The sequence below is a fragment of the Streptomyces aureus genome, assembly GCF_000725495.1.
In the GTDB taxonomy this organism is placed as follows: Bacteria; Actinomycetota; Actinomycetes; order Streptomycetales; family Streptomycetaceae; genus Streptomyces; species Streptomyces aureus_B.
The window spans coordinates 111,601-134,415 of sequence record NZ_JNZD01000004.1; the positions used below are offsets into that span (position 1 = coordinate 111,601).

21 protein-coding genes are annotated in these 22,815 nt (G+C 71.9%); 8 read left to right on the forward strand and 13 right to left on the reverse strand.

From position 1 onward, the window contains the following. Window positions 1-212 precede the first annotated feature (212 nt). Window positions 213-944 (forward strand): hypothetical protein, encoded by a 732-nt coding sequence (locus tag IO36_RS06680; protein ID WP_037617224.1) that lies wholly within the window; start codon window positions 213-215, stop codon window positions 942-944. A gap of 142 nt (window positions 945-1,086) precedes the next feature. On the opposite strand, the gene IO36_RS06685 is transcribed toward IO36_RS06680, so the two are convergent. Next, window positions 1,087-1,578 carry a DUF4188 domain-containing protein gene (locus tag IO36_RS06685; protein WP_037617226.1) on the reverse strand — a complete coding sequence of 164 codons (492 nt, stop codon included), beginning with the start codon at window positions 1,576-1,578 and terminating at the stop codon, window positions 1,087-1,089. A gap of 79 nt (window positions 1,579-1,657) precedes the next feature. Here IO36_RS06685 and IO36_RS06690 point away from each other — a divergent pair, with 79 nt between their 5' ends. Continuing rightward, window positions 1,658-2,293, forward strand: coding sequence for a MerR family transcriptional regulator (locus IO36_RS06690; RefSeq protein WP_209441169.1), 636 nt, complete (start codon window positions 1,658-1,660; stop codon window positions 2,291-2,293). 121 nt (window positions 2,294-2,414) lie between these two features. On the opposite strand, the gene IO36_RS06695 is transcribed toward IO36_RS06690, so the two are convergent. From IO36_RS06695 to IO36_RS06720, 6 genes are all read right to left on the reverse strand, one after another. After that, window positions 2,415-4,334 carry a glycoside hydrolase family 5 protein gene (locus IO36_RS06695; protein ID WP_037617232.1) on the reverse strand — a complete coding sequence of 640 codons (1,920 nt, stop codon included), beginning with the start codon at window positions 4,332-4,334 and terminating at the stop codon, window positions 2,415-2,417. A gap of 226 nt (window positions 4,335-4,560) precedes the next feature. Then, window positions 4,561-6,147: a peptidoglycan-binding protein gene (locus IO36_RS06700; protein ID WP_051900092.1), complete on the reverse strand. Its 1,587-nt coding sequence runs from the start codon at window positions 6,145-6,147 to the stop codon at window positions 4,561-4,563. A gap of 541 nt (window positions 6,148-6,688) precedes the next feature. After that, window positions 6,689-7,237 carry a Rossmann-fold NAD(P)-binding domain-containing protein gene (locus IO36_RS06705; protein WP_107065654.1) on the reverse strand — a complete coding sequence of 183 codons (549 nt, stop codon included), beginning with the start codon at window positions 7,235-7,237 and terminating at the stop codon, window positions 6,689-6,691. A 69-nt stretch (window positions 7,238-7,306) separates the two neighbouring features. After that, window positions 7,307-7,909, reverse strand: a complete 603-nt coding sequence (locus IO36_RS06710) for a GNAT family N-acetyltransferase (protein WP_078943043.1) — start codon at window positions 7,907-7,909, stop codon at window positions 7,307-7,309. Window positions 7,910-8,055: 146 nt separating this feature from the next. Continuing rightward, a complete protein-coding gene (locus tag IO36_RS06715) occupies window positions 8,056-8,433 on the reverse strand; it encodes a hypothetical protein (RefSeq protein WP_245173149.1) in 378 nt (125 codons plus the stop codon). Between the two features lie 110 nt (window positions 8,434-8,543). Next, a complete protein-coding gene (locus IO36_RS06720; RefSeq protein WP_037617237.1) occupies window positions 8,544-8,855 on the reverse strand; it encodes a WhiB family transcriptional regulator in 312 nt (103 codons plus the stop codon). Between the two features lie 254 nt (window positions 8,856-9,109). Here IO36_RS06720 and IO36_RS06725 point away from each other — a divergent pair, with 254 nt between their 5' ends. Continuing rightward, window positions 9,110-9,475: a nuclear transport factor 2 family protein gene (locus tag IO36_RS06725; protein WP_037617238.1), complete on the forward strand. Its 366-nt coding sequence runs from the start codon at window positions 9,110-9,112 to the stop codon at window positions 9,473-9,475. Window positions 9,476-9,629: 154 nt separating this feature from the next. Here IO36_RS06725 and IO36_RS06730 read toward each other — a convergent pair whose 3' ends face one another. Continuing rightward, complete coding sequence (locus IO36_RS06730) at window positions 9,630-10,631, reverse strand: Lrp/AsnC family transcriptional regulator (RefSeq protein ID WP_037617242.1); 1,002 nt, start codon at window positions 10,629-10,631, stop codon at window positions 9,630-9,632. 523 nt (window positions 10,632-11,154) lie between these two features. On the opposite strand from IO36_RS06730, the gene IO36_RS06735 reads away from it, so the two are divergent. Next, window positions 11,155-12,645, forward strand: a complete 1,491-nt coding sequence (locus IO36_RS06735; protein WP_037617244.1) for an MFS transporter — start codon at window positions 11,155-11,157, stop codon at window positions 12,643-12,645. Window positions 12,646-13,018: 373 nt separating this feature from the next. On the opposite strand, the gene msrA is transcribed toward IO36_RS06735, so the two are convergent. Continuing rightward, on the reverse strand, window positions 13,019-13,531 hold the full coding sequence (gene msrA / locus IO36_RS06740; RefSeq protein ID WP_037617245.1) for a peptide-methionine (S)-S-oxide reductase MsrA: 513 nt from the start codon (window positions 13,529-13,531) through the stop codon (window positions 13,019-13,021). A gap of 318 nt (window positions 13,532-13,849) precedes the next feature. On the opposite strand from msrA, the gene IO36_RS06745 reads away from it, so the two are divergent. Beyond that, window positions 13,850-14,827 (forward strand): MHYT domain-containing protein, encoded by a 978-nt coding sequence (locus IO36_RS06745; protein WP_063764830.1) that lies wholly within the window; start codon window positions 13,850-13,852, stop codon window positions 14,825-14,827. Window positions 14,828-14,990: 163 nt separating this feature from the next. Next, window positions 14,991-15,806: an alpha/beta fold hydrolase gene (locus IO36_RS06750; RefSeq protein WP_037617246.1), complete on the forward strand. Its 816-nt coding sequence runs from the start codon at window positions 14,991-14,993 to the stop codon at window positions 15,804-15,806. Between the two features lie 48 nt (window positions 15,807-15,854). On the opposite strand, the gene IO36_RS06755 is transcribed toward IO36_RS06750, so the two are convergent. Continuing rightward, window positions 15,855-16,463: an ATP-binding protein gene (locus IO36_RS06755; RefSeq protein WP_078943044.1), complete on the reverse strand. Its 609-nt coding sequence runs from the start codon at window positions 16,461-16,463 to the stop codon at window positions 15,855-15,857. Window positions 16,464-16,703: 240 nt separating this feature from the next. On the opposite strand from IO36_RS06755, the gene IO36_RS06760 reads away from it, so the two are divergent. Further along, entirely contained in the window at window positions 16,704-17,297 is a 594-nt protein-coding gene (locus IO36_RS06760) for a TetR/AcrR family transcriptional regulator (protein WP_037617248.1), read from the forward strand. 75 nt (window positions 17,298-17,372) lie between these two features. Here IO36_RS06760 and IO36_RS06765 read toward each other — a convergent pair whose 3' ends face one another. Continuing rightward, entirely contained in the window at window positions 17,373-19,022 is a 1,650-nt protein-coding gene (locus IO36_RS06765; protein ID WP_037617249.1) for a sigma-70 family RNA polymerase sigma factor, read from the reverse strand. A gap of 400 nt (window positions 19,023-19,422) precedes the next feature. On the opposite strand from IO36_RS06765, the gene IO36_RS06770 reads away from it, so the two are divergent. Continuing rightward, on the forward strand, window positions 19,423-20,832 hold the full coding sequence (locus tag IO36_RS06770) for a DEAD/DEAH box helicase (protein ID WP_037617250.1): 1,410 nt from the start codon (window positions 19,423-19,425) through the stop codon (window positions 20,830-20,832). A gap of 162 nt (window positions 20,833-20,994) precedes the next feature. Here the strand turns inward: IO36_RS06770 and IO36_RS06775 are convergent, their stop codons facing one another. Continuing rightward, window positions 20,995-22,104 (reverse strand): CU044_5270 family protein, encoded by a 1,110-nt coding sequence (locus IO36_RS06775; protein ID WP_245173151.1) that lies wholly within the window; start codon window positions 22,102-22,104, stop codon window positions 20,995-20,997. Beyond that, window positions 22,101-22,796 (reverse strand): RNA polymerase sigma factor, encoded by a 696-nt coding sequence (locus IO36_RS06780; RefSeq protein WP_078943045.1) that lies wholly within the window; start codon window positions 22,794-22,796, stop codon window positions 22,101-22,103. The genes IO36_RS06775 and IO36_RS06780 overlap by 4 nt, the downstream gene beginning before the upstream one ends. Between the last annotated feature and the right edge of the window lie 19 nt (window positions 22,797-22,815).

The window sequence follows — 22,815 nt, forward strand, 5'->3', positions numbered from 1 at the left end:
CAGCGGTTTCCTCCCCGGACGGAGAAACGTATCCCTCCGGCGCGAAGCTCGTTGAAGTGGTCAGCGCGCAAACGCCCCCGACGGATGCGCGACGTGAGGGCCCGAATCCCTGCCCGGTCTCGGGCCCTCACCCCCCTCCTCACGAGGGTCGGGTGTCACCGCGCGGAAAAGGGCCGGGTGCCGGCTGCCGGGACATGCCATGATCCACACTCATGAAGACGCCCGACCCGTCCCTGGTCCGCGCCGCCGCCCGCAACAACGCCGAGTGGTGCGCGACGATGTGCCGATCGCACGGCGTGGAGAGCGGGTTCGGGGAGCAGACGTGGGCCGCGGCGTCCCGTACACCGCCGTACTACCCGGACGCGGTGACGCTCGTACCCGGCGCCGACCCGGCCGCACTGACGGCGCGGATCGACACCGCCGCACCCGGCGCCACCGTGAAGGACGGCTTCGCCGACCTCGACCTGACGGACGCGGGCTTCCGGGTTCTCTTCGACGCCCAGTGGATCCACCGCCCGGCACCGGAACCCCCCGCCGGTGACCCGGCCCTCGCCTGGGCCGTGGCCGACGACCCGGGGGCGTTGCACGCGTGGGCGCTGGCCTGGGACGGCGGGAACGGCGACGTGGACCTGTTCCGCCCCGAACTGCTCGCCGACCCGGACACCTTCGTCCTGGCCGGACGCTCCCCCGATGGCCGGGTGCTCGCCGGAGCGGTGGCGAGCCGCAGCGACCGGGTGCTCGGCCTCTCCAACGTCTTCACGCACGACGACGGCCCGAGCACGGCCTGGCCCGACCTCCTGGACGTGGCGCACTCGCTGTTTCCCGCCCTGCCCGTGGTCGGCTACGAGCAGGGCGACGACCTCGCCGCCGCCCTGCGCCACGGCTTCGAGCCGATCGGCCCGCTGCGGATCTGGATCCATCCGGGCCCCCGGCCCTCCGCCTGACGCGCGGCCGCACCGGCCCCGGGACGCCCCTCCCCCGCGTCCCGCCACCCGAGCGCTCCGGCCGACGGCCGCACCTAAGGGCGCGTTGCGAAAGTCCCGCCTGCCGCGCTTCGGGCGAACGACGGGACTTTCGCAACACGCCCTAAGCTGCCTTGCCCTCCAGCCGCTGTGCCGCCCGCTCGCCGCGTCGCTCCACCGGCTCGACGCCCCAGGCCGCGCCCAGACCCGCGGGGGGCATGTCGACGTAGATCGACTCGTACGAACCCGCCGGGACGACGTACGTCTCGTGCCAGATCCCGACGCTGCCGTTGCTGCTGCGGAGCCGGCGGTTGAACGCCGCCCAGGCGGGGCGGTGTTCGCCGGACGGGTCGGAAGCGTAGGCGATCAGCTTCTCGCTCGACTCCCAGTACTGCGCGACGGTGAACACCCGCGGGCCGCCGCCCAGCCCCCGGTGGCCCAGGAACCCGCTGTCGCCGTCCTGCGAGAGCTCCTTGATCATCCGCGGCATGGCCATCAGGGCCGGGAGCCAGTGGCGGACGGCCCGCCAGCGGTTGATCCGCATGCCGATGAGAAAGACCACCACGTCACCCTTGGCGGCGGCCGTGACCCGCCGCCCGGTCGGTGCATTACCCATGAGACTCCCCGTTCTCGTTTTGGATAGTGGCACGATCCATGTTTGGATAGTGCCACTGTCCGACGAAGGGTGCAACACCATGCGGCTGGCGGAGCTGAGTGAGCGCGGCGGTGCGTCCACCGCGACGATCAAGTACTACCTGCGCGAAGGCCTGCTCCAGCCCGGACGCCGGATCTCCGCCACCCAGGCCGAGTACGGCGAGGACCATCTGCGCCGACTGCGTCTGGTGCGGGCCCTGATCCAGATCGGCGGGGTTTCGGTGGCCGACGCCCGCGAGGTGATCGCCGCAGCGGAGGACGAGTCGCTCGACCACCATCTGCGCCTCGGCGCGGCGACCCGGTCGCTGCCCTGCGTCGAACGGCCCGACGAGGACGATCCGGCCGTGGCCACCGCCCGCCGTTCCGTGGACGGGCTGCTGGAGGCACTGGGCTGGGCCCCCGACTCCGGTACGGACCTGCTCAGCCCCGCCCACCGCAGGCTCATCGACTCGGTCACGGCGCTGGTCCGGCTCGGGTACCCCTGCGGCACCGAGCAGTTGCTGCCGTACGGACGGCTGGCGGCGCAACTGGCGGTCACCGACCTGGACCTGGTCGAGGAGCAGCCGACGGCGACCGAACAGATCGAGGCGGCCGTCGCACTGACGGTGCTGTACGAACCGGTGCTGCTGAGCCTGCGGCGCATGGCCCACGCGGAGGAGTCCGCCCGGCGGCTCTGAAGGCGCGGGGCTTCCGAAAGCGCCGGGGGTACGGACACGGGTGTACGTCACACACGACGCGGCGCGCACCCGGACACCGTCCGCCCGGGTGCGCGCCGCCTGAACTCCGGCCGGACCGTGCTCAGTTCAGCTTGCGGCAGAGCAGTGCGGCCGGACCTTGACTCGCCCCGATACGGGTCGTGAACGCGATGCCGGCGGCGTACTCGTCGTCGGCGCACTGGCCCTTGTAGTCGCCGTAGGCGAAGTCGCCTCCCGACGCGCCCGCGGGCCGGTTGTCGGACCGGTCGAACCACACGGTCCGCCCGGCACCTGCCAGCGAGCCGGCGGCCGGTACGCACAGGGCCGCCGACGTCCGGCCACCGCGCCGGCTGTAGCCGATGAGGAAGTTCCCCGCGGGGCACTGCAGTTTGGTGTACCCGGAGGCCCAGTCCCCGCCCGAGGGAACGTAGCGCTCGTCGGTGACGACCGTCTGGGTGGCGGCCGAGGAGCGCAGATCGCCGGTGGAGACGTCGGTGCACAGGGCGCGGACGCCGCTGTGACCGAGCCCGATCAGCCGCTCGCCGTCCGGGCACACAGCCTTGGATGCGCCGGAGTTCCAGTCGCCGCCCGAACGCACCCGCAGCGACTGGACGTAGTCGCCGTGGTCGGTGGCGAGCATGCGCCAACTGGGGACCGCGGCGACGGACCCGGTGCGGCTGTCGGCGGTCATGAGCCGGTTCCAGGCGGTGCCGCGCCAGTCGGACGCGTCCAGGATTCCGTACCGGTTGCCCGAGGTGTCGTAGCGCAGCAGTGACCAGTCGTCGTGGCCCTGCCAGCCGACCAGCGGCCAGTAGGCGAAGTCCACGTCGTGGTCGGCGAAGTAGTCGGTGATGTTGCCGAACCAGGTCCGGGCGGCCGCTCCGGTCTCCCCGGCCCCGATGCCGAACTCGCTGATCCACACGGGGGCGGTGAAGTGCTGGTTCGCCTCCGAGGAGACGAAGAACGCCTGGTCGTTCAGGACTTGGTAGAGCTGGTCGCGGGTGAGGTCCTGGTACCGGGCGTCGTGGGTCTCGCCGATCCCGGTGGCCCCGCTGTGGTTGGGGCCGGTGTATCCGTAGAAGTGGGCCGAGTACACGAGTTTGTGCGCGGCGACGAGGGTGTGCGAGAGGTTCCTCGCGGGGGTGAGGGTGGGGCGGCCGTGCGGCAGGCCGTCGACCGGCAGACCGGTCCAGTTGATCCCCTCGATGACGATCAGGAGGTTGGGGTTGGCCTCGGACAGGATGCGGTCCCCGGCGAGCTGGGCGGCCGCGTACCAGTCGTGGGCGTCGCCCAGGCCCCAGTTGGGGTCGTCCAGGATGTCACGGCGCACCTCGTTGTAGAGGTCGGCGCCGACCACGCGCGGGTCGCCGGCGTAGCGGCGGGCCATGAAGACCCAGTCGTCGGCCCACTGCTGGGTGGACTGGCTGCTGTTCCAGCGTTCGTTGCCGTCCACACCGCAGCACCAGCGCGAGGTGTTGGTGTGGTTGTTGAGGATGACGGCGAACCCGCTCCCGGTGAGCGCCGAGACCACGGCGTCGTAGACCTGGAGGGGGGTCTTGCCGCGCAGCCCCGGGTTCGCCGTGACCGCGACGTCGGGCACCGGCGTCGTCGAGTGGATCATCGCGTTGGAGAACGGCAGCCGGATGCTGTTGATGCCCAGCTGGTGGAAGTCGTTCATCAGCTGGGGCAGGGTCGCGCGGTCCAGACCGAGGGGGATGCCGTAGGAATCCTGTCCGGCGTGATGGTTGGCCGGGTCGTCGGCGCTTCCGCTGCCCGTCCAGGATCCCTGCGCGCCGTCCCAGTTGGCCGACTTCAGCCGGAAGCGGTTGCCGTCGGCGTCCACGATGTACCGCCCCCGGGTGGAGAGCGGGGGTTGCCACGCCGGGGCCGAGTCGGCGGCCGGGACCGCCCGGGCGTCGTCCGCGGCCGGTGGCGTGGCGGCCACCGCGCCCGGTGCGGTGGCCAGCAACAGGAGAGCCGCTGCCGCTAATGTCAGGTACTTGCCAAATTTGAGGGTAGGCATCGGACCTCTGTGAGGGGTGTCGGTACGCGGACGCGGGTGTCGGTGCCCGCCGGCGTCCACGGAGCGGGTGCCGCCCGCCGTGATCCGGCGTGACGGGAGAAGCCGGCTCGTGAGCCTAGCGGCAAGGGCCGCCCCGGGCGACGGTCGGGGTCGGGCACCCGCCGATCGGCCGGAAGAGAGTGAACTTCCAAGCACCAGAAGGAAGTTCACCGATCTGGCGGGCGGGTCAGCGCACCCGGATGAACAGCACGTCGTATCCGCTGCCGGTGCTGCGGGTCTTGACGTAGACGCCGTCGGATCCGCCGTTGGGGTTGCCGGTGTTGCCCTCCACCGTCGTGAAGCCGGAGCCGCCGCTCACCGTGCGCACGATGCCTATGTGCTCGTGCCCGCCGGTGTAGTCGTTGCCCCCGTTCCAGTCGAAGGCGACGATGTCGCCGGGCTGCGGGCTGCTCGTCACCGACAGGTGGTAGTTGCCGGCCCGCGCCTGCTTGACCCAGCCCGAGACATAGGTGCTCCGGTAGGAGCTGGCCCCGGTCTGCTTGGCCACCCAGCTCACGAAGGTGGCGCACCAGGCGTAGTTGCTGGTCGACAGCGACAGTCCCACGGCCGATCCGTAGCTGTTCGCCCGGGCGCTCCCCTCGACCGTGCCGACCTCGGCGGCGGCGACGTCGAGCATCTTGCCGTAGCCGCCGCCCGGCGCGGGCGTCGAGGGCGGGGTGACCGCGCCGTAGAGGGCCGCCTTGGTGTTCGGGCCCACCTGACCGTCGACCGACAGGCCCTTCTCGGCCTGGAAGTCCCGCACGGCGCTGTCCGTCAGCGGTCCGAAGTCTCCGTCGACGGCGAGATCGGCACCGTGGTGGTTGAGCAGGCTCTGCAACTCGGTGACGCAGCCACCGCGCTGGCCCTTCACCATGTTGCCCGGGCACGAGGCGGAGGTCAGGTTGATCGGCGCCGGCGCGCCGCTGCCGCCGCCCGTGCTGATGTTCGCGTACAGGGCGGACTTGGTGTCGGGTCCGACCTCACCGTCGACGGACAGGCCCGCCGAGGACTGGAACGATCTCACCGCGGCGAGCGTGAGGGGCCCGAACTCGCCGTCGACGTCCAGGTGTTGCCCCTTGCCGTTCAACAGGGCCTGGAGCGTCGCGACACAGCCGCCGCTCTGCCCCTGGACGATGTTCGACGGACAGGTGGCGGAGCGCAGGTCGAGCGCGGTGGACGGCGACTCGTCGGTGTCGTAGAGCTCCCGTTTGGTGTTCGGACCGACCTGGCCGTCGACCGAGAGGCCGTTGGAGGACTGGAAGGCGCGGACGGCGCTGTTCGTCGCCGGGCCGAAGTCGCCGTCCACGTCGATCGCGTAACCGAAGTGCCGCAGCAGCCGCTGCAGTTCGGTGACGCAGCCACCCTTGTCGCCCTGGACGATGTTGGTGGGGCAGGACGACGACGTGAGACGGACCGGGGCCGGGGCGGAGCCGCCCGTGGCGTACAGCTTGGCCTTGGTCCGGGCGCCCACGAGCCCGTCCACGGCGATCGCGGTGGACGCCTGGTACTCACGCACCGCGTACAGCGTCTTCACCCCGAAGGAGCCGTCCACCACGAGGCCGGCACCGTGGGCGTTGAGCAGGTTCTGCAACTCCGTCACACAGCCGCTCACTTGCCCCTGCTGGATCACGCCGGGGCAGGCGGCCGAGGTCAGCCTGACCGCCGCGGGCGCCGCCGATGCCGGAGCGGCGCCGACGAGGGTGCCCGCCGAGAGGAGGGCCGCGGTGGCGGCGAACACCCCGGTCCTGACCCTCCAGCCGGGTCTCGCGCTCATGGCGCTTTTCCCCTGAACCGTCGGTCTGTCCTTGCACACACGAAATGAACTCTTTTTCATGACGGCGAAAAGTCCCCTTCGCTGGGTGCGGGGCGGGCCGTCGGAGATCGTCCGGGCCGGGACCGCACACGGCCGTGATGTGTCGTTCGCGGAAGGCGCCGCCCGCCCGACGGACGCCCGCGTCGGGCCTGCGGCCGGTAACGGGAGAGGAGATCGGCTTTTGTCCCCGCCTGCGCCGCAGCAAGTCAACAGACCTGCACAGCAACGGAGTTGACGTCATCGAATGTCGTGATCGGGTGGCTGTGATTCCGCGCATGACGGTGACACCTCAAGCCTCCGTGCACAATATCCAGCCACACAACTGGCGCGATCCGATCGAGGTCGATGGCTGGAACATGCGCACGCGCGACGGCTTGTGAATTGATGGCCGTTTTCCGAACTCCGTCTCGCCGCAGCACTTCCGGCCTCTTTTTGCACGAGCCGAGCGAAAGGCGGGAATCGCCCGGACAAAGGACGTGACCTCCGGCCGGCGCTGTGCGCCTCAGGCGGCGCGGGGGCGCCGGAAGGTCTTGGCGTTGCGCGCGCACCACTCGGCGAAGGTGCGAGGCCTGCGCCCGAGCAGTCGCTCCACGGTGTCGGTGCGGAAGCCGATCGTGTCGGCCCGCATGAGCGCGAGGCCCTCCGCGATCGCGTCGGCGAGCGCCTTCGGCGCCCCGGCGGGAAAGCGGAAGCGCACGGCCTCGTCAGGTGTCAGGGCTTCCCGGACCTCGATGTCCCGACCGACGGCCGCGGAGAGGATCCGGACCTGCTCCGCGACGGTGAACGTCTCGTCGCCGGTGAGGGCGTACCCCTTGCCCTGGTGACCGTCCTCGGTCAGGGCGAGGGCCGCCACCTCGGCGATGTCCGCCGGGTCGATCGGCGCGTGGCGGCCGGGGCCGGTCGGGTCGAGCACATGGCCCGCCTCGCGGAGGGTGGGCAGCCAGTCGAGGGCGTTGGTCATGAAGCCCCCGGGCCGCAGGAAGGTCGCGGGTATGCCGGAGGCGCCGACGATCCGCTCGCGTTCGTGGTGCCAGCGCGCCATGGCGGGCATCGGGTCGAAGGTGGGTCGAAGGCTCGGAACCGGCGCCGTTCGGGACGGAATCCGCGCGGTCCGACCCGGTCAGGCGTCCCAGGCGCGGGGGCGGTTCAGCGCCTCCCATTCGGGGCGGAGCATCGAGTAGCCGGCGAGGTCGTGGCGCCGGCCGCGATGGAGGCAGGCCCCTCGGCTCACGCCCTCGTGGACGAAGCCGGACTTCGCGAGGACCGCGCGGGCGGGAGCGTTGCCCGTGTGGGTCTCCGCCGTGAGCCGGTACAGCGGGAGTTCACCGAACGCCAGGTCCACGAGGGCGTCGAGCGCGTCCGTGCCGTGACCGTGGCCCCGATGCTCCGGGCCCAGGATCAGCTCGACCTCCGCCGTGCCGTCGATCATGTTCTGGCGGCTGAGCGCCGTCTGGCCGACGGGGGTGCCGTCCGGAAGGAGGACGAGGAAGTCGTCGCGCTCGTCGTCGTCGGCGTCGCGCTCGATGCGCTCGCGCAGCGCGGTGAGGGAGCGCGGCCAGGTGCAGAACTCGTAGGCGTTCACGGGGTCGGAACGCCAGCCGTGCAACAGCTCGGCGTCGTCGGCCTCGACCGCCGCGAGGCCTATGGACGCGGAACGCCAGGCCAGTGGCCTCTCCGGCTCCGTGTCGTGCTCGTCGTCCCGGGGCCCGGCGGAATCGATCATGGCCGAATGCTACGGCCGCCCCGGCCCGGAGCCAACGCGATTAACCGGCCCGCCGAATGCCCGGCCCCCGGCCCTCCAAAGGCCCGCGAAAACACGGCACGGCCAACGCCCCGGCCGAAAAGCACCCACGCGCCCCGCGCCCGCACTCAACCGATCGTGTCGATCCCGGCGAGGCCCACCGTGGGACGGCCGAATATCCCTGTCAGTACTTTCCGCTGCCGTTCCGTCACAGGACCGGCGAACACCACCAGGTCGGCCTCGACCTCGTCACAACACGCGGCCACTTCCAGCACTTTCCCGGAACTCAGCAGAGTCCGGGACGAATACGGCAACGTCATCTTCCGGGCACCGCCGTCCGAGACACCACGCCGTTGCACGATCCGCCCCACGACCCGGGCGCCGCGTCCCGCCAGTTCGGCCGCCGCCGCGTCCATGAGCGCGACGACGTTCTTCTCCTTGGCGGAGAAAAGGCCGACGAGGACGACATCGGCATTCGTCAAGCGCACTGGCACTGGCACTGGCACTGGCACTGGCACTTGCACGGTTCGGCGCCCCGCGGGCTCCGCCCGTCCGCGACGGCCCGGCCAGCGGCCGCGCCCTCGGGACCGCCGCACGCGCGCGCCGCTCCGAGAGGTCAGCTCGCCCGCTGGGCGACAGCCGCGGTGTCCTGCGAGCGTTCGTGCTCCACCCGCGCCGTCTCCAGCAGATTCAGCCAGGAGGTGACCGTCGGCCGACGGCGCAGCAGGGCACGGCGCTCGCGCTCGGTCATGCCTCCCCACACACCGTGCTCGATGCGATGGTCCAGCGCGTATGCGAGGCATTCCGTGAGCACCGGGCAGCCGATGCACAGCATTTTGGCCCGGTTCTGCGCCGCGCCCTCGACGAAAAGGTCGTCCGGATCGGCCGTACGGCACAATCCTCGATCGCTCCAGTCGGTGCTCGTCATCTCGTGATGCCGTCCTCTCCCCTGGCCCCCGCCTGCGAGTTGCCCGCCTGCCCTGGGCAACAGGCATATGACACTACGCCTTTCGAGGACCGCAACTCTATCTGCCGTACGGCACCACACCTTCGAGTGAGCCTCGCTTGCCTCTCGGGCGCGGCAGCGCTATGGAGGTGCCCCGACGGTTCACGGTCCGGATCAGCGCCTCCGCGGCACGAGGGGGCACCCATCTCCCTTCCTCACTACGGAAAGCAGGAGTCATGTCACTCAACAAACAGACCGTCGAGACGTATCTCGACGGTTTTCGCAAGAACGATCACGAACAGATCCTTAGTTGTCTCACCGATGACATCGAGTGGACAGTTTTCGGCGCTTTCCATCTGACAGGCAAAGAGGCGTACGACGCCGCCATCGAGGGCCCCGGTTTCGTCCCGCCTCCCCGGCTGGACGTCGTGCGCATGGTGGAGGAGGACGACGTGGTCATGGCCGAACTCACCGGGACGGTGCAGCGCGACACGGGCGAGCAGATGCGCATGTCGATGGCCGAGGTGTTCCGGATGCGTGACGGGAAGATCTGCGAACGCCGCGCCTGGGTGATCGAACTCAAACGGAACGACTACCTCTGACCCCCTGCCCCCCTGCCCCCCTGACACTCTGACCCTCTGCCCCTCTGATCCGTCGCTCCCCTTTCGTCCAGGTCATCCCGGTCGCCCGTGGGTCGCCCCCTTCGCCGTTGTCCGGCCGCCGGTCGACCGAGACCTCCCGGCCGGTCGGGCGGGGTCAGTTGGCGCGGAGCGTCGTGGCCGCCTTGTACGTACGCAGCACGGGCGCCGTCTCGACGCGGGTGACGGCCTCCCAGGCCACCCGCCGCGTCAGATAGTGGTGCAGGGCCTCCGCGTCGCGGCACAGCGCGTGGGCGACGAGGTTCGTCGGCCCGGTCGTCGCGGCGACCAGGGCGAGTTCGTCGTGGCCGGCCAGCTCCGTCGCCACCGCGTCCAGGTGAGCGGGCGCCACCTGCATCCAGAGCAGCGCCGACACCGTCACGCCGAGCAGCGCCGGGTCGATGTCGATGTCGAAGAAGAGCGCGTCGCGTGCCCGCAGTTCGGACAACCGGCGGGCGACGGTCGAGGGGCGGGTGCCGGTGGCGGCGGCCAGTTCCGCGTAGCTCAGTCGCGCGTCCTCGCGCAGCGCGGAGATCAGCAGACGGTCCGCGTCCGTGAGGAGGTGGACGGAGGCCTCGGCGACGGCGGAGTCGTCGGGGTCCGGAGCGTTCGCGGTGGGGATCCCGGCACGCAGCCGCGCCACCTGGTCCGCGTCCAGGGCGTCGATCCGGCCGCGCCAGGCCGTCGGACCGCCCAGGTAGGTGTGCAGCAGATAGTGGGCCGACACGGCCGTGATGCCGGCGGTGCGGGGGATGTCCCGCAGCAGGAGCGCGTGCGCGTCGGGACCGGCGGGCGCGGTGTGGATGATCGCGACGATCTCGGTCCCGCCCGAAGTCAGCCGCACCCAGGAGGTGTCGGGTCGGCGGGCGAGCGCCACCGCGATGTCGTGCGCGCTGCGCGTGGCGGCGGTCAGTCGTACGAACCACTGGTGCGTACCGGAACTGCGAGGTGTGGGCAGGCCGACGACACGCAGCCCCGCCCGCGCGTGCAGCCGGCGATAGCGGCGGACCACGGTCTGGGTCGAGGAGCCCAGCACATCGGCGACGAGGGTGAACGGCGCCCGGGCGTCCACGTGCAGGGCGTGGATCAGTCCCCGGTCCAGTTCGTCCAGTACGAGCACACTCGTCAAATTAGCCGACCCTGATGGAAGAAATCACTGAAGTCGTCCGAAGAAGTGGAAGCGGGGCTCTGCGCGGCGGCACGGTTGTCACCGGCGCCGCGGGGCCACGCGGCCCTCACCGTCCGGCCGTCCGGCCACCACCAGGGGCGCCACTGTCGCCGAGGCCGAGGCCGACGCCGACGCGGCAACTGCCCCTGTCACAGCCACAGCCACCTCGCCCTTCACCGCAGCACTGCCAGCACCAGCACCAGCACCAGCACCAGCACCAGCACCAGCACCACGGTCACCGGCACCTGCACCTGCACCGGTGCCAAGGCCTTGCCGTCCCCATCGCCGGAGCGGTCACCACGACCACCACCACCGCCGGTAAGGCACCACGCCTGCCGGCGCCGCTGCCGACACCGCGGCCGTAGACACCGCCACCGGCACCGACGCCACACCCGCGGCTGCGGCCGCAGCCGTCACCACGACCCCACGACCACAAGCCCGGAACAACCACCGTCGCATCCCCGGGGGGAGACCCATGTCCCGCACAGCGAAGCCCGCAGCATCCGCCCAGCCCACCCGACCCGCGTCCACCCGACCCTCGCCCGGCCGCAGCCGGCTCGCCCGCGCCGCCCCACCGGGCGCCGGCCGCCGCCGTGGGCTCGCCCTCGCGGCGGTGCTGACGGCCGAGGCGATGAACCTGCTCGACGCCACGATCGTCCAGGTCGCGGGGCCCGTCATCCACACCGACCTGGGCGGCGCGCGGGCGACGATCCCGTGGTTCAGTGCCGCCTACACCCTGGCGTTCGCCCTCGGTCTGCTGACCGGCGCCCGGCTCGGCGACATCGCGGGCCGCAGGCGGGTCTTCCGCCTCGGCGTCGTCGTGTTCGCCGCCGCCTCCCTGGCCTGCGCGCTCGCTCCGGGCGCCGGGACGCTGATCGCGCTGCGCGCCGTGCAGGGTGCGGCGGCGGCCGCGATCATCCCGCAGACCTTCGGGCTGATCCGAGCGATGTACGAGGGTGACGAGCTCACCAGGGCCCTCGGCATGATCGGTCCGGTCATGGGCCTGTCCGCCGTCCTGGGCCCGGTTCTCGGCGGTGTGCTGACGCACGCGGACGTGTTCGGGTCCTCGTGGCGTGCGGTCTTCCTCGTCAACCTGCTGCCGGCGGCCGCTGTCCTGGCCGCGTCCGTGTTCCTGGCCGAGGACCGCGCACCGGTACGGCCCGGTCTCGACCCGGCCGGGACCCTCCTCGCCATGCTCGGCACCGCTCTGGTCGTGTGCCCCCTGGCGTCCGGGAACCCCGGACCGACGGGGTGGGCCGTCGCGGCCGCGGGAGCCGTCGTCCTGGCCCTGTTCGTCGTGCACCAGCGCCGGGCCGGCCGTCGCGGGCAGGCTCCGCTGATCGAGCCGGGCTTGCTGCGGGGCCGGATGTTCCCCGCCGCCCTGGCCACGTCGACCCTGTTCTTCGCCGTCATGAACGGCGTCATGATCATCGTGGTCCTGCACCTCGAACTCGGCCTGCACGACGGGCCGCTGACCGCGGGGCTAACGCTGCTCCCCTGGTCCGTGGGGCTGGCGGCGGGTTCCTGGGCCGCCGGCACACACCTGGTCACGCGGTACGGGACACGTGTCCTGCACACCGGCGTCGCCGTCCTGGCCATCGGTCTGGCCGCGGCCGTCCTCGCATACCGCGGTGCGGACCCGGGCACGTATCCGGTGCTGCTGCCCGCCGCGCTCGCCGTCGCCGGTCTGGGCACGGGGCTGTTCACCCCGCCGTTCTTCAGCACGGCGCTCAGCGGGGTCGGCCCGCAGGAGACCGGATCGGCCGCGGGCCTGCTCAACGCCGTGCAGCAGCTGGGCGGCACGCTCGGCGTGGCGGTGATGGGCGGCATCTATCTGGGGGCGAGCGGCGACGCACGCACCGCCGCCCAGCACGCGCTGGGGGCGGCCTCGGTGATCCTGGCCGCCGCGGCGGTGTCCGCCACGGTCATGACAGCGCGCCGCCCCACATACCCGGCCACCCCCTGACCACGTTCCCGGACGGCCTCCCGACGGCCCCACGCGACGAGGGTCCGCCGCCGTCCCCGAGCCCTCTACGACGGCGGGCCGCCCCGCGACCGCCGGAGCGACGGGTCGGCCCCATCCGTCAACCAGCCGGGAAACGGACGGCGGGTCCGTCACCGGTCCCAGCCGCAACCGGCCGGGAGACGGATGGCGCGCCGGTCACGGGTCGCCGGCCTCAACCTGCCAGGAACGCGCAGGCATTCCGCCCCGAGCAGACCCGCGGGACCGAACGGGCATTCCGACCCGAGCAGACCCCCGGGGGGCCCCCGCGAACCCGCCCGCGGCCCGGCGGGGCCCAGGCACTCGGACCCCGCTCGAACCCCGCTCGGGTTCCCGCTCACGCCTTCGCGCGTCGCGGCAGCCGCCAGTTCGGACGTACGAAGTGGCAGGTGTAGCCGTCGGGGTAACGCTGGAGGTAGTCCTGGTGCTCCGGCTCCGCCTCCCAGAACGGGCCCGCCGGGACGACCTCGGTCACGACCTTCCCGGGCCACAGCCCGGACGCGTCGACATCCGCGATGGTGTCCTCCGCGACCCGCTTCTGCTCGTCGTCGACGTAGAAGATGGCGGACCGGTAGCTGAGACCGATGTCGTTGCCCTGCCGGTTCGCCGTCGACGGGTCGTGGATCTGGAAGAAGTACTCCAGGATCGTCCGGTAGTCGGTCTTCGCGGGATCGAAGGTGATCTCGATCGCCTCGGCATGCGTGCCGTGGTTGCGGTACGTCGCATTGGGCACGTCCCCACCGCTGTACCCCACCCGCGTGTCCAGAACACCCGGGAACGTCCTGATCAGTTCCTGCATGCCCCAGAAGCAGCCGCCGGCCAGCAGCGCCTTCTCCTCGTTCCGGCTCATCGCACGCACCCTTCTTCTAGTACTCGTCGAACTCGCACGGGCACCGCTCCACGCGCCGCCGCCGGTCCGTCCGCCCCGCCCCTCACGGCGGCGTGGCACCGCTCAGCACAAGGCTCGAAGGGGCACTCGAAATTCCCGTTCCGGCACCCGGGACATGACGGGGACCCGGACCCGGCGGAACGGCCCGGCGCGGGGTCCGGACGGAGATCGATAACGATCGCGCAAGTTTCAACCAAGTTCGCCGTGAGAATTTGCTATCGCTACCAGGAAAAGGGCTCAATGTCCTTCGTATGTCAGCGGTAAAGGGATAGGGAGCGGATGAACGGCACGATCGACGGCTTCAGCTACGGGCTGGTCACACCGGTGGCCGCCTACGTCATGGCCTGTGTGGGCTCGGCGTTGGGGCTGCGCTGTGTGGTGCGGACGGTGCACCACGAGCCCGGGTGGAGGCTGGGCTGGCTGGCCCTGGGAGCGAGCGCCCTGGGCTGTGGCATCTGGACGATGCACTTCATCGCCATGACGGGCTTCTCCGTCGCGGAGACGCCCATCACCTACGACATCCCGCTGACCGTGCTCAGCCTCGCCGTGGCGATCGTGGTGGTCTCCGCCGGCGTCTTCATCGTCGGACACCGGGGTGCCACGCGGGCGGCCCTCACCGTGGGCGGCTCCATCACCGGCCTCGGCGTCGCGATGATGCACTACCTCGGCATGTTCGCCATGCAGCTCAACGGGGAACTCCACTACAACGTCCTCACGGTCACCCTGTCCGTGATCATCGCCCTCGTCGCGGCGACCGCCGCACTGTGGGCCGCCGTCTCCGTGCGGGGCTTCCTCCCGACGCTCGGCGCCAGCCTCGTGATGGGCCTGGCCGTCACCGGCATGCACTACACGGGCATGGCCGCGGTGAGCGTCCACCTGCACAACACCATCCACAGCACCGTCGAGTCCGCGGCCGGCGGCCAGGAGGGCACCTCCCTCCTGCTGCCGATGCTCCTCGGCCCGATCATCTTCCTCATCATCGCCGCGGCCATCGTCATGTTCGACCCGGTCCTGATCCTGGGCGACGGCAACGGGAGCAAGAAGTCCACGGGGCGCTCCAAGGTCGTCGCACGCGGAAACACGATGCCCGTGCACGTGGCCGGCAACCAGGACTCCTCGGCCCTGTCGCACACCACCCCGCAGGGGGGCCAGTGGGCCTCGACGGCGCCCCAGTGGCCCGCCGCCGAGGAGCGCGCGCCCCAGTACGGGGAGCCGGGCGCCGGCGCCTCCTACGGAGCCCGGTACGAAGGGGAGTAACCCCTCACCCGACAACGGCCCGGCCGACGCGACCGAACTCGCGCTCGTGCCGGGCCTTCGTCATGTCCGGCGGACGGCACGGCACGGCACGGCACGACACTCGGAACGGCACTCGGAACGATCTTCGTGCGGGCACCGACACCAAGCCCCTAGGGTGCCTGACATGACCTCCATAGCCCTGCGCGGCACGACGCTCCACTACGACGACGCCGGCTCCCCGGCCGGGCTGCCCGTCCTGCTGATCCACGGGCACCCGTTCAACCGGACCCTGTGGGCCCCTCAGGCCGAGGCGCTCGTCGCCGCCGGCCACCGCGTCGTCACCCCGGACCTGCGCGGCTACGGCGACAGCGCGGTGGAGGACGGGCCCGTGTACCTCTCCGACTTCGCCGACGACCTCGTCGCGCTCCTGGACCACCTGGACATCGAGCGGGCGGTGGTGGGCGGCGTGTCGATGGGCGGGCAGATCGCCATGGAGGTGCAGCGGGCCCACCCGGACCGCGTCCGCGCGCTCGTCCTGTCGGACACCTCCGCGCCGGCCGAGACGGACGAGGGCAAGGCCTTCCGCAACCGGCTGGCCGACCGTCTGCTGGCGGAGGGGATGGACGGCTACGCGGACGAGGTCATCGGCAGGATGCTGGCCGACTACAACGTGGCCGCGATGCCGGAGGTGGCCGGGCGGGTCCTCGCCATGATGCGCGCCACCGATCCCCGGGGTGCCGCGGCGGCCCTGCGCGGGCGGGCCGAACGTCCCGACTACAGGGACACGCTCGCCGCCGTGGAGTGCCCCGTGCTGATCGTGGTCGGCGCGGACGACGTCTACACGCCGGTCGCGGACGCCGAGGCCATGCGCGCGCTCGTCCCGCACGCGACCCTGACGGTCGTGGACGGCGCCGGCCACCTGCCCGGCGCCGAACAGCCCGGAAAGTTCAACGCCGAGCTCCTCGGCTTCCTCGCCGCCCGGGTGACCGGCCGCCCCTGAGGGTCCGGGCCGGTCGTCGGCCGAGCCCCGCCGGGGGCTCGGCGGGTCCTACGACGGGGTGTCCGCCGGAATCTCGAACCACATGGTCTTGCCGGTGGGGGTGCAGGTGCTGCCCCAGCTCTCGGCGAGCAGGTCGAGCAGCTCGGTCCCCCGGCCGCCCTCCGCGTCGGCGTCGGGCTCACGCCGTACGGGACAGACGGGCTCCGTGTCCTCGACCTCGCACACCAGCATGTCGCCCCGAAGACAGAGATTGAGGCGCAGGGGGCCGCGGGTGTGGCGCAGCGCGTTGGTGACCAGTTCGCTGACCAGGAGTTCCGCCGTCTCGGCCGGCTCCTCCAGATCCCACTCCTCCAGCTGTGCCGTCACCAGGCGGCGGGCACGGCGGGCCGAGGTCAGCTCCCGCGACAGCGGCCAGGAGGCTTCCCAGGGGGTGACCCGGGCGCGGGGGGCGTCGAAGGGACGGATGGGTTCGAGTACGCGCGACCACAGTGCCCGGTTCCGGGCGAGCCACGAGGTGGGTGCAGCCTCCACGGATATCTCGTTCTCCTGATCGCGTCTCGTGGCCTCCTCGTGCCCCGATCCCTCGGGCCGACGGTAGAGCCAGGCAAAGCGCCCCCGGCGAGGTGTCGCCAGGAGGTCGATGGCCCCAGGGGCCATGGGAATCAGTCCCTTCTGCGCTGCCGGCGACCACACCGCTTGAGCGGCACGAACCCGTCGTCGTCGACCGGTCCGGACATTGTCAGGTCACGCGTTCACGTAACGCCCGTCACGATAACAAATATGCATGTAGCGGTCGCTACGGTAAAAATCCTTTCCAAGAGTACTCGCCACGACATATGGAATGTGTTCGGCATCACACCGCCACGACAGGGCCGCCCCGCGGCCCTCGGGAGCGCCATGCCACGACCGCCCGACCAGGACAAACGACGTGAACTGACCGACCGGATCCGTGCGTACCTGGTGCGCCACGGCCTCGCCGGACTGTCCCTGCGTCCGCTCGCCCGGACGCTGGGCACGAGCGACCGCATGCTCCTGTACTACTTCGGGACCAAGGAGGCCATGGTCGCCGAGGCCCTCGCCCTGGACGAGCGCCGGCCGCTCAGGGGAGCCAGGGAGCTGCTCGACGCCCTCTCCCCCCGGACCCCGGCGGACGTCCGCCGCTTCATGGAGGAGATCTGGCGCCGGTTCGACGCCCCGGACCTGCGCCCCGCCCTTCCCCTGTATCTCGAGATCATGACCGCCGGTCTGATCGAGCCCGACCGGTACGGACCCCTGCTGCGTGACGTACTGACCGAGTGGACGGACCTGCTCTCCTCCGCCTTCCGGAACCTCGGCATGACCGACGTACGGGCCCGTACGGAGGCCACCCTCCTCGTCGACGCGACCTTCGGCCTGCTCGTCGCCTCCCTGACGGAAGGCGGCCGGGATCCCGCGGACACGGCGTTCGGCGTGCTCCTCGACCGGCTCGAACCCGGCTGGCACGCCACCTGACGCGGGTCCGGGACCAGCGCTCGGCCGGCGCGCCGCCCGAGCGGCGCGCCCCGGCCCCTCAGGAGGCCCGCGACCTCACAGCTTCGCCCCGAAGTCCTGCGTCCACCAGGGGCCGCCCGACCCCTTGTGCACGCCCACCCCTATGTTCTTGAACGAGCAGTTGAGGATGTTCGCGCGGTGCCCCGGGCTGTTCATCCAGGAGTTCATCACCGCCGCCGGGGTCTGCTGGCCCATGGCTATGTTCTCGCCGTACGTGGACCAGTGGTAACCCGCGGCGGTGATGCGCTGGCCCGGGTCGGCGCCGTCGGGGTTGGTGTGCTCGAAGAAGTCGCGGGCTGCCATGTCGTCGGAGTGGGCCTGGGCCGCGTCCTCCAGCTGCGGGTCCTCGGTGACCGGGCCGCAGCCGGCGGCCGCCCGCTCCTTGTTCACCAGCGCGACCACCTGGGCCACCGTCGTCGTCGGGGCCGCCTGCGTCTGCGGCAGACCGGACACCTTCCGGGTCGGCGCGGCCGAGGACGCCGTGGCGGACTTGGTCGGCGCGGCGGCTCGCGGCGTCTTCGACGCCTTCGGCGTGGCCTTCTTCGAGGGGGAGGCCGACGGTGACGCGGAGGGCGAAGCGGTGGCCGGGGCCGAGGTGGCGGAGGCGTCCGGTGCCGAGAGGTCCTTGACGGGGGCGCCGGCGGTCCGCGACGGAGCCGCCTCGTCGGTGCCCGAGCCGGGCCCGAGGTCGAAGTACCAGAAGCCGCCCGCCACGCAGACCGCCACGAGGGCTCCGCCCAGTGCCCGCCGCCGTGTCTTCCTGCGCCGGCGGGCCGCGCCGCGCGCGGCCGCCCGTCCCCCGGGTTCCGCGTGTCCGGCCCCCGACGAGCCCTCCGCCCGGTGCCCGGACGCTGCCTTCGCCCCGGACGCCGAGCCCGTGGCGGCCATCCCGCCGGAGGCGCTCCGCAGCGCCGCGGCCAGTCCCGGCGACACGGCGATCAGGGCCAGACCGGCCAGCAGTCCTTCCGCGGGCATGAGTCCGCTCCACAGTCCGGAGCAGCGGACGCAGTCGCGGGCGTGCCGGGCGATCCGCTTGCGCCACAACGCCGAGGGGCGGCCGTCCCAGGACGCGAGGACACCCCGCAGCTCCTCGCAGGCGGGGCGGGCCGCGAGCGCCCGTACCACCACCCGGGCCGTCTCCAACTGCGCCTTCATCCGCTGTACTTGGACCGCCGTGTGCTGCGGCGACAGCTCCAGCGCCTCGGCCACCTCGGTCCGGGTCAGCTCGCCCGCGCACTCCAGCCACCACAAAGAGAGCACGCCCCGGTCGTCGGGTTCGAGCCAGCGGGTCGCCAGCGCGGTCTCCCGCCGCTGTCCTGAGAGCTGGAGCCGCACCATGGTCAGGTCCACGAAGTCGGCGCCGGGGTCGGCCAGGTCCTCCGCCTCCTCGACGCCGTCCGGGGCCTGCTGCCGGTCCCGCCAGTGCGCCCGCACCTGGTTCATCGCGATCGCCACCAGCCAGGAGCGGAAGCTCTCCGGCGTCCGCAGGCCCTCCAGGCCGTCCAGGGCGCGGAGCATGGTGTTCTGCACGACGTCGTCGACGTCGACCGAGCCGTTCAGCGCGCGCCCGACGATGTTGTAGACCAAGGGGAGATAGGCGCTCACCAGGGCGTCCTGAGCCGCCGGGTCGCCCGCCCGGGCGGCCGTCACCAGGTCCGTCGGCTCGACCGCGTGCTGTCTCCTCATGAAAACTTCCCTGTCCTCGACTCCGAACGATGCTGCCGTTGCCTGGGAGACCGCCCGCGGAACCTCGAATAACAGTTCTTCGGAGACTCGTTGCGCAGATGCTTCCCACACCGGGGCGCCGATGGCAAGGAAGAAGGTCACATCGAGGCGGCCCGGCAGCCGCGCCGGCCGGCCCCGTACACGCGCACGGCGGCCCGCGAACAACCGGGGTCGGGGTCGGGGTCGGGGTCGGGCCACCGTGCCGGCCGGCGCCCGGGGGTTGGACGGACCCTGCCGCCGCGCCGGTCGGCGACCGTGGGCCCGCTGGTAAAATGGGAGCAACGCTTCGAAGTCGCCGGGGCCCGTGCCGAGTGGCACGGGCCCCGGGGCGTTCCGGGCGTCAGACTGAGGAAGGTTCCCCATGAACGCGAAGCGGCCGGCCCCTGGACTCCCCGACACCGGCGGGCACCGGCCGGCGCCCGAAGACGCCGGCACCGCGACGCCGTCCGGCACCGGACTGCCGCCCGTCGCCTCGTTCGACGCCCTCGGCCTGCCCGCGGAGCTGGTGGCCGAGATGACGCGGCTCGGGGTGACACGGCCGTTCCCGATCCAGGCGGCCACCCTGCCGAGCGCGCTGGCCGGGCACGACGTCCTCGGCCGGGCGCGCACCGGCTCCGGCAAGACGCTGGCCTTCGGGCTGGCGCTGCTCGCCCGGACCGCGGGCCGCAGGGCGGAGGCCAAGCGGCCGCTGGCGCTGGTCCTGGTGCCGACCCGGGAGCTCGCGCAGCAGGTGGGCGACGCGCTGGAACCGTACGCGCGGATCCTGGACGTACGCCTGGGCACGGTGGTCGGCGGACTGTCCATCAACCGGCAGCAGGCGCAGCTGCGCTCCGGAGTCGAGGTGCTCATCGCGACCCCGGGGCGGCTGACCGACCTGGTGTCGCGCCGGGACTGCTTCCTGGACCGGGTGGGCATCACGGTGCTGGACGAGGCCGACCAGATGTGCGACCTGGGCTTCCTGCCCCAGGTCTCCGACATCATGGACCAGGTGCGCGCGGACGGACAGCGCCTGCTGTTCTCCGCCACGCTCGACCGCAATGTCGACCAGCTCGTCCACGACCACCTGCACGAGCCTGTCCTCGCCTCCGTCGACCAGGTGGCGGGCTCGGTCGCCACGATGGAACACCACGTCCTGAACATCCACGGCGCCGACAAGTACGCGACGGCGACCGAGATCGCCGCCCGGGACGGCCGGGTGCTGATGTTCCTGGAGACCAAGGCGGGCGTGGACCAGTTCACCCGCCATCTGCGGGCCAGCGGCATCCGGGCCTCCGCCCTGCACAGCGGGAAGTCCCAGCCGCAGCGCACGCACACGCTCGCCCAGTTCAAGAACGGCGAGGTCACCGTGCTGGTGGCCACCGACGTGGCGGCCCGCGGCATTCACGTCGACGACCTCGACCTCGTCGTCAACGTCGACCCGCCCGCCGAGGCCAAGGACTATCTGCACCGCGGCGGACGCACCGCGCGCGCCGGGGAGTCCGGGAAGGTGGTCACCCTCGTCACCGCCGGCCAGCGGCGCGAGGTGAACCGTCTGATGTCCGAGGCCGGCATCCGGCCGACCGTCACCCAGGTGCGCTCGGGCGAGGCGGCGCTGACCGCCATCACCGGCGCCAAGCGGCCGCCGACACCGGCGAAGTCGAGCACCGGCAACGCCCCCTTCCGCGGCATCGGCACGCGTCCCGGACGCCCCGCCAAGGAGTCGCGCAAGGCCGCGGACGCCCGCAAGGCGGCGGAGGCACGCGCGGCGGCCCGGGTACGCAAGGGGCGCTGACACCGGGATCGGCCGCCCGACCCCAGGACCCGCCCGACGGTCGACACCGTCGCCCGCCGGACGGACGGAACGAGTCGGACGGGCCCTGTCCGCGCGTCGGACGTCCGGTCGCGCGGGCAGGGGGCGTTCAGTTCACGCGCCCACCTGTCCCGGCCGACTTCCTCAGGGTCGCGCGCCCGGCTTGTCCACGACGCCCCAGGCGTTGCGGACGCTGATCATCGCGGGGCTGCCGTGCTCGGGGTCCGCCTTCGAGAAGTCCGTGCCCTTGAAGCCGGGGAGCGCCGCCGCGTCGCCCAGGTACACATACGTGGCGGGGTCGAAGAAGAACTCCTGCTTGCCCTGGGCACCGGAGGCCGCGCGCTTGTCGTAGGTGACCGTCACACCGATCGCCGGACGGCCGATCGGGTCCTTGATCCCCTTCTCGACGCGGGCCCCCGGGATCTTCGCGAGAGCCCGGAACAGACCTGCCTGCACCCTCGGCGGGATCAGCACCGAACGGTAGAGAACGGCGATCTCCCGCCAGTTGCGCTGCGCCGGGGTCTCGCCCTCGATGTCGCCGATGGCGTGCTCGTCACGGATGCGCCGCATCATCCGGTCGGGGTCGCTCGGCAGGGTGGCCAGGAAGCGGTAGAACTGGCGCTGCGAACGGTCGTCGTACCCCTCCTTCTTCCACTTCTCCTCCTGGTTGGGTCCGTAGGTGACCTGGAGCTTGTTCGGGTCCCAGTCCTTGATGCGGCCGGACGGCGGAATACCGGGAAGACGCGCCCAGCCCGTGCCGTCCCAGCGCGTCCACGCCTCCGCCGTCGTGGGCGCGGACTGGCCGAGCGAGGTCGACTTCTCGTAGACCCACTGCTTCGGTCCGGGCTCCTTCGCTCCGAGTTTCTCCACCGTCGCCGCCGCCAGTTCGAGGGTGTCGGCGGAGGCCCCCGGGGACAGCAGTTGGCGGCCGGAGGAGGCGACGGCCTCCCGGGGAGTGCCGTCGGACAGGAGGACGACCGCCCCGCCCGTCACCGCCAGGGCCGTGACGGCCCCCGCGATCGCCAGGAACGCCCTCCGCCCCGGTGGCTTCGGCCGGGCGAGGGCGGGCCGGCGAGCCTCGGAGCGTGCCGTGATCTCGGCCGTGAGCAGGGCTCGTCGGGGCGCGAGCCGGTCGGTGTCGGGCACGGGCGCGTCCCCGCGCAGAGAGCGCAGCTCGTTCAAGTCGCGCAGCTCGTTCAGGTCGCTCAGCTCGTTCAGGTCGCTCAGGTCGTTCGGATCGCTCAGCTCGTTCATGCGGAATCACCTTCGAGTACGGGCAGTTCGCGGGGGCCGGTCAGCGGGTCGTGTTCGCCGGTCGCCGCTCTGAGCTTTCTGCGGGCGCGGTTGAGCCGGGATCGGACGGTGCCCACGGGGATGTCCAGGGCCTCGGCGATCTCCTGATACGTGAAGTCGGCCCAGGCGAACAGCAGAAGGGTGTGCCGGTCGCCCTGGGAGAGCCTGGCGAGGGCGCCGGCCAGGGACCGGGACGCGGCCTGCGCGGTGACGCGGTCGTCGGCGGAGTCCGTCCAGGTCTCGGCGATCCGGTCCTGGCCGGTCCGGGCGAGGAGCCTGAACGCCCTGATCTCCTCACGCCGGTGACGACTGATCAGTTTGGCCGCGATGCCGTGCAGCCAGGGCCGCACTCCGGCCCGGTCACGGTCGTAGCGGGCCCTTATCCGAAAGGCGGTGAGGAAGGTCTCCGCGGTGATGTCGTCGGCGGCGTCGCCCCCGAGCCGCCGCGCGACGTACCCGTGGATGGTGGGCGCGTGCCGGTCGAAGAGCGCCGCGAACCGCTCCGGTTCGTCGAGCGACGCCGTGATCAGGGCCGCGTCGTCGGCCCGTGCGTCGTCGGGTCCCACGCCGTCGGCCCGCGCGGTACCGGACCGCGCGGTGTCGACGCCGGACGGACCGTCCCCCGGTGGGGGAAGGCACAGCGAATCAGTCATGAGTGGTCCGTGTGGTCGG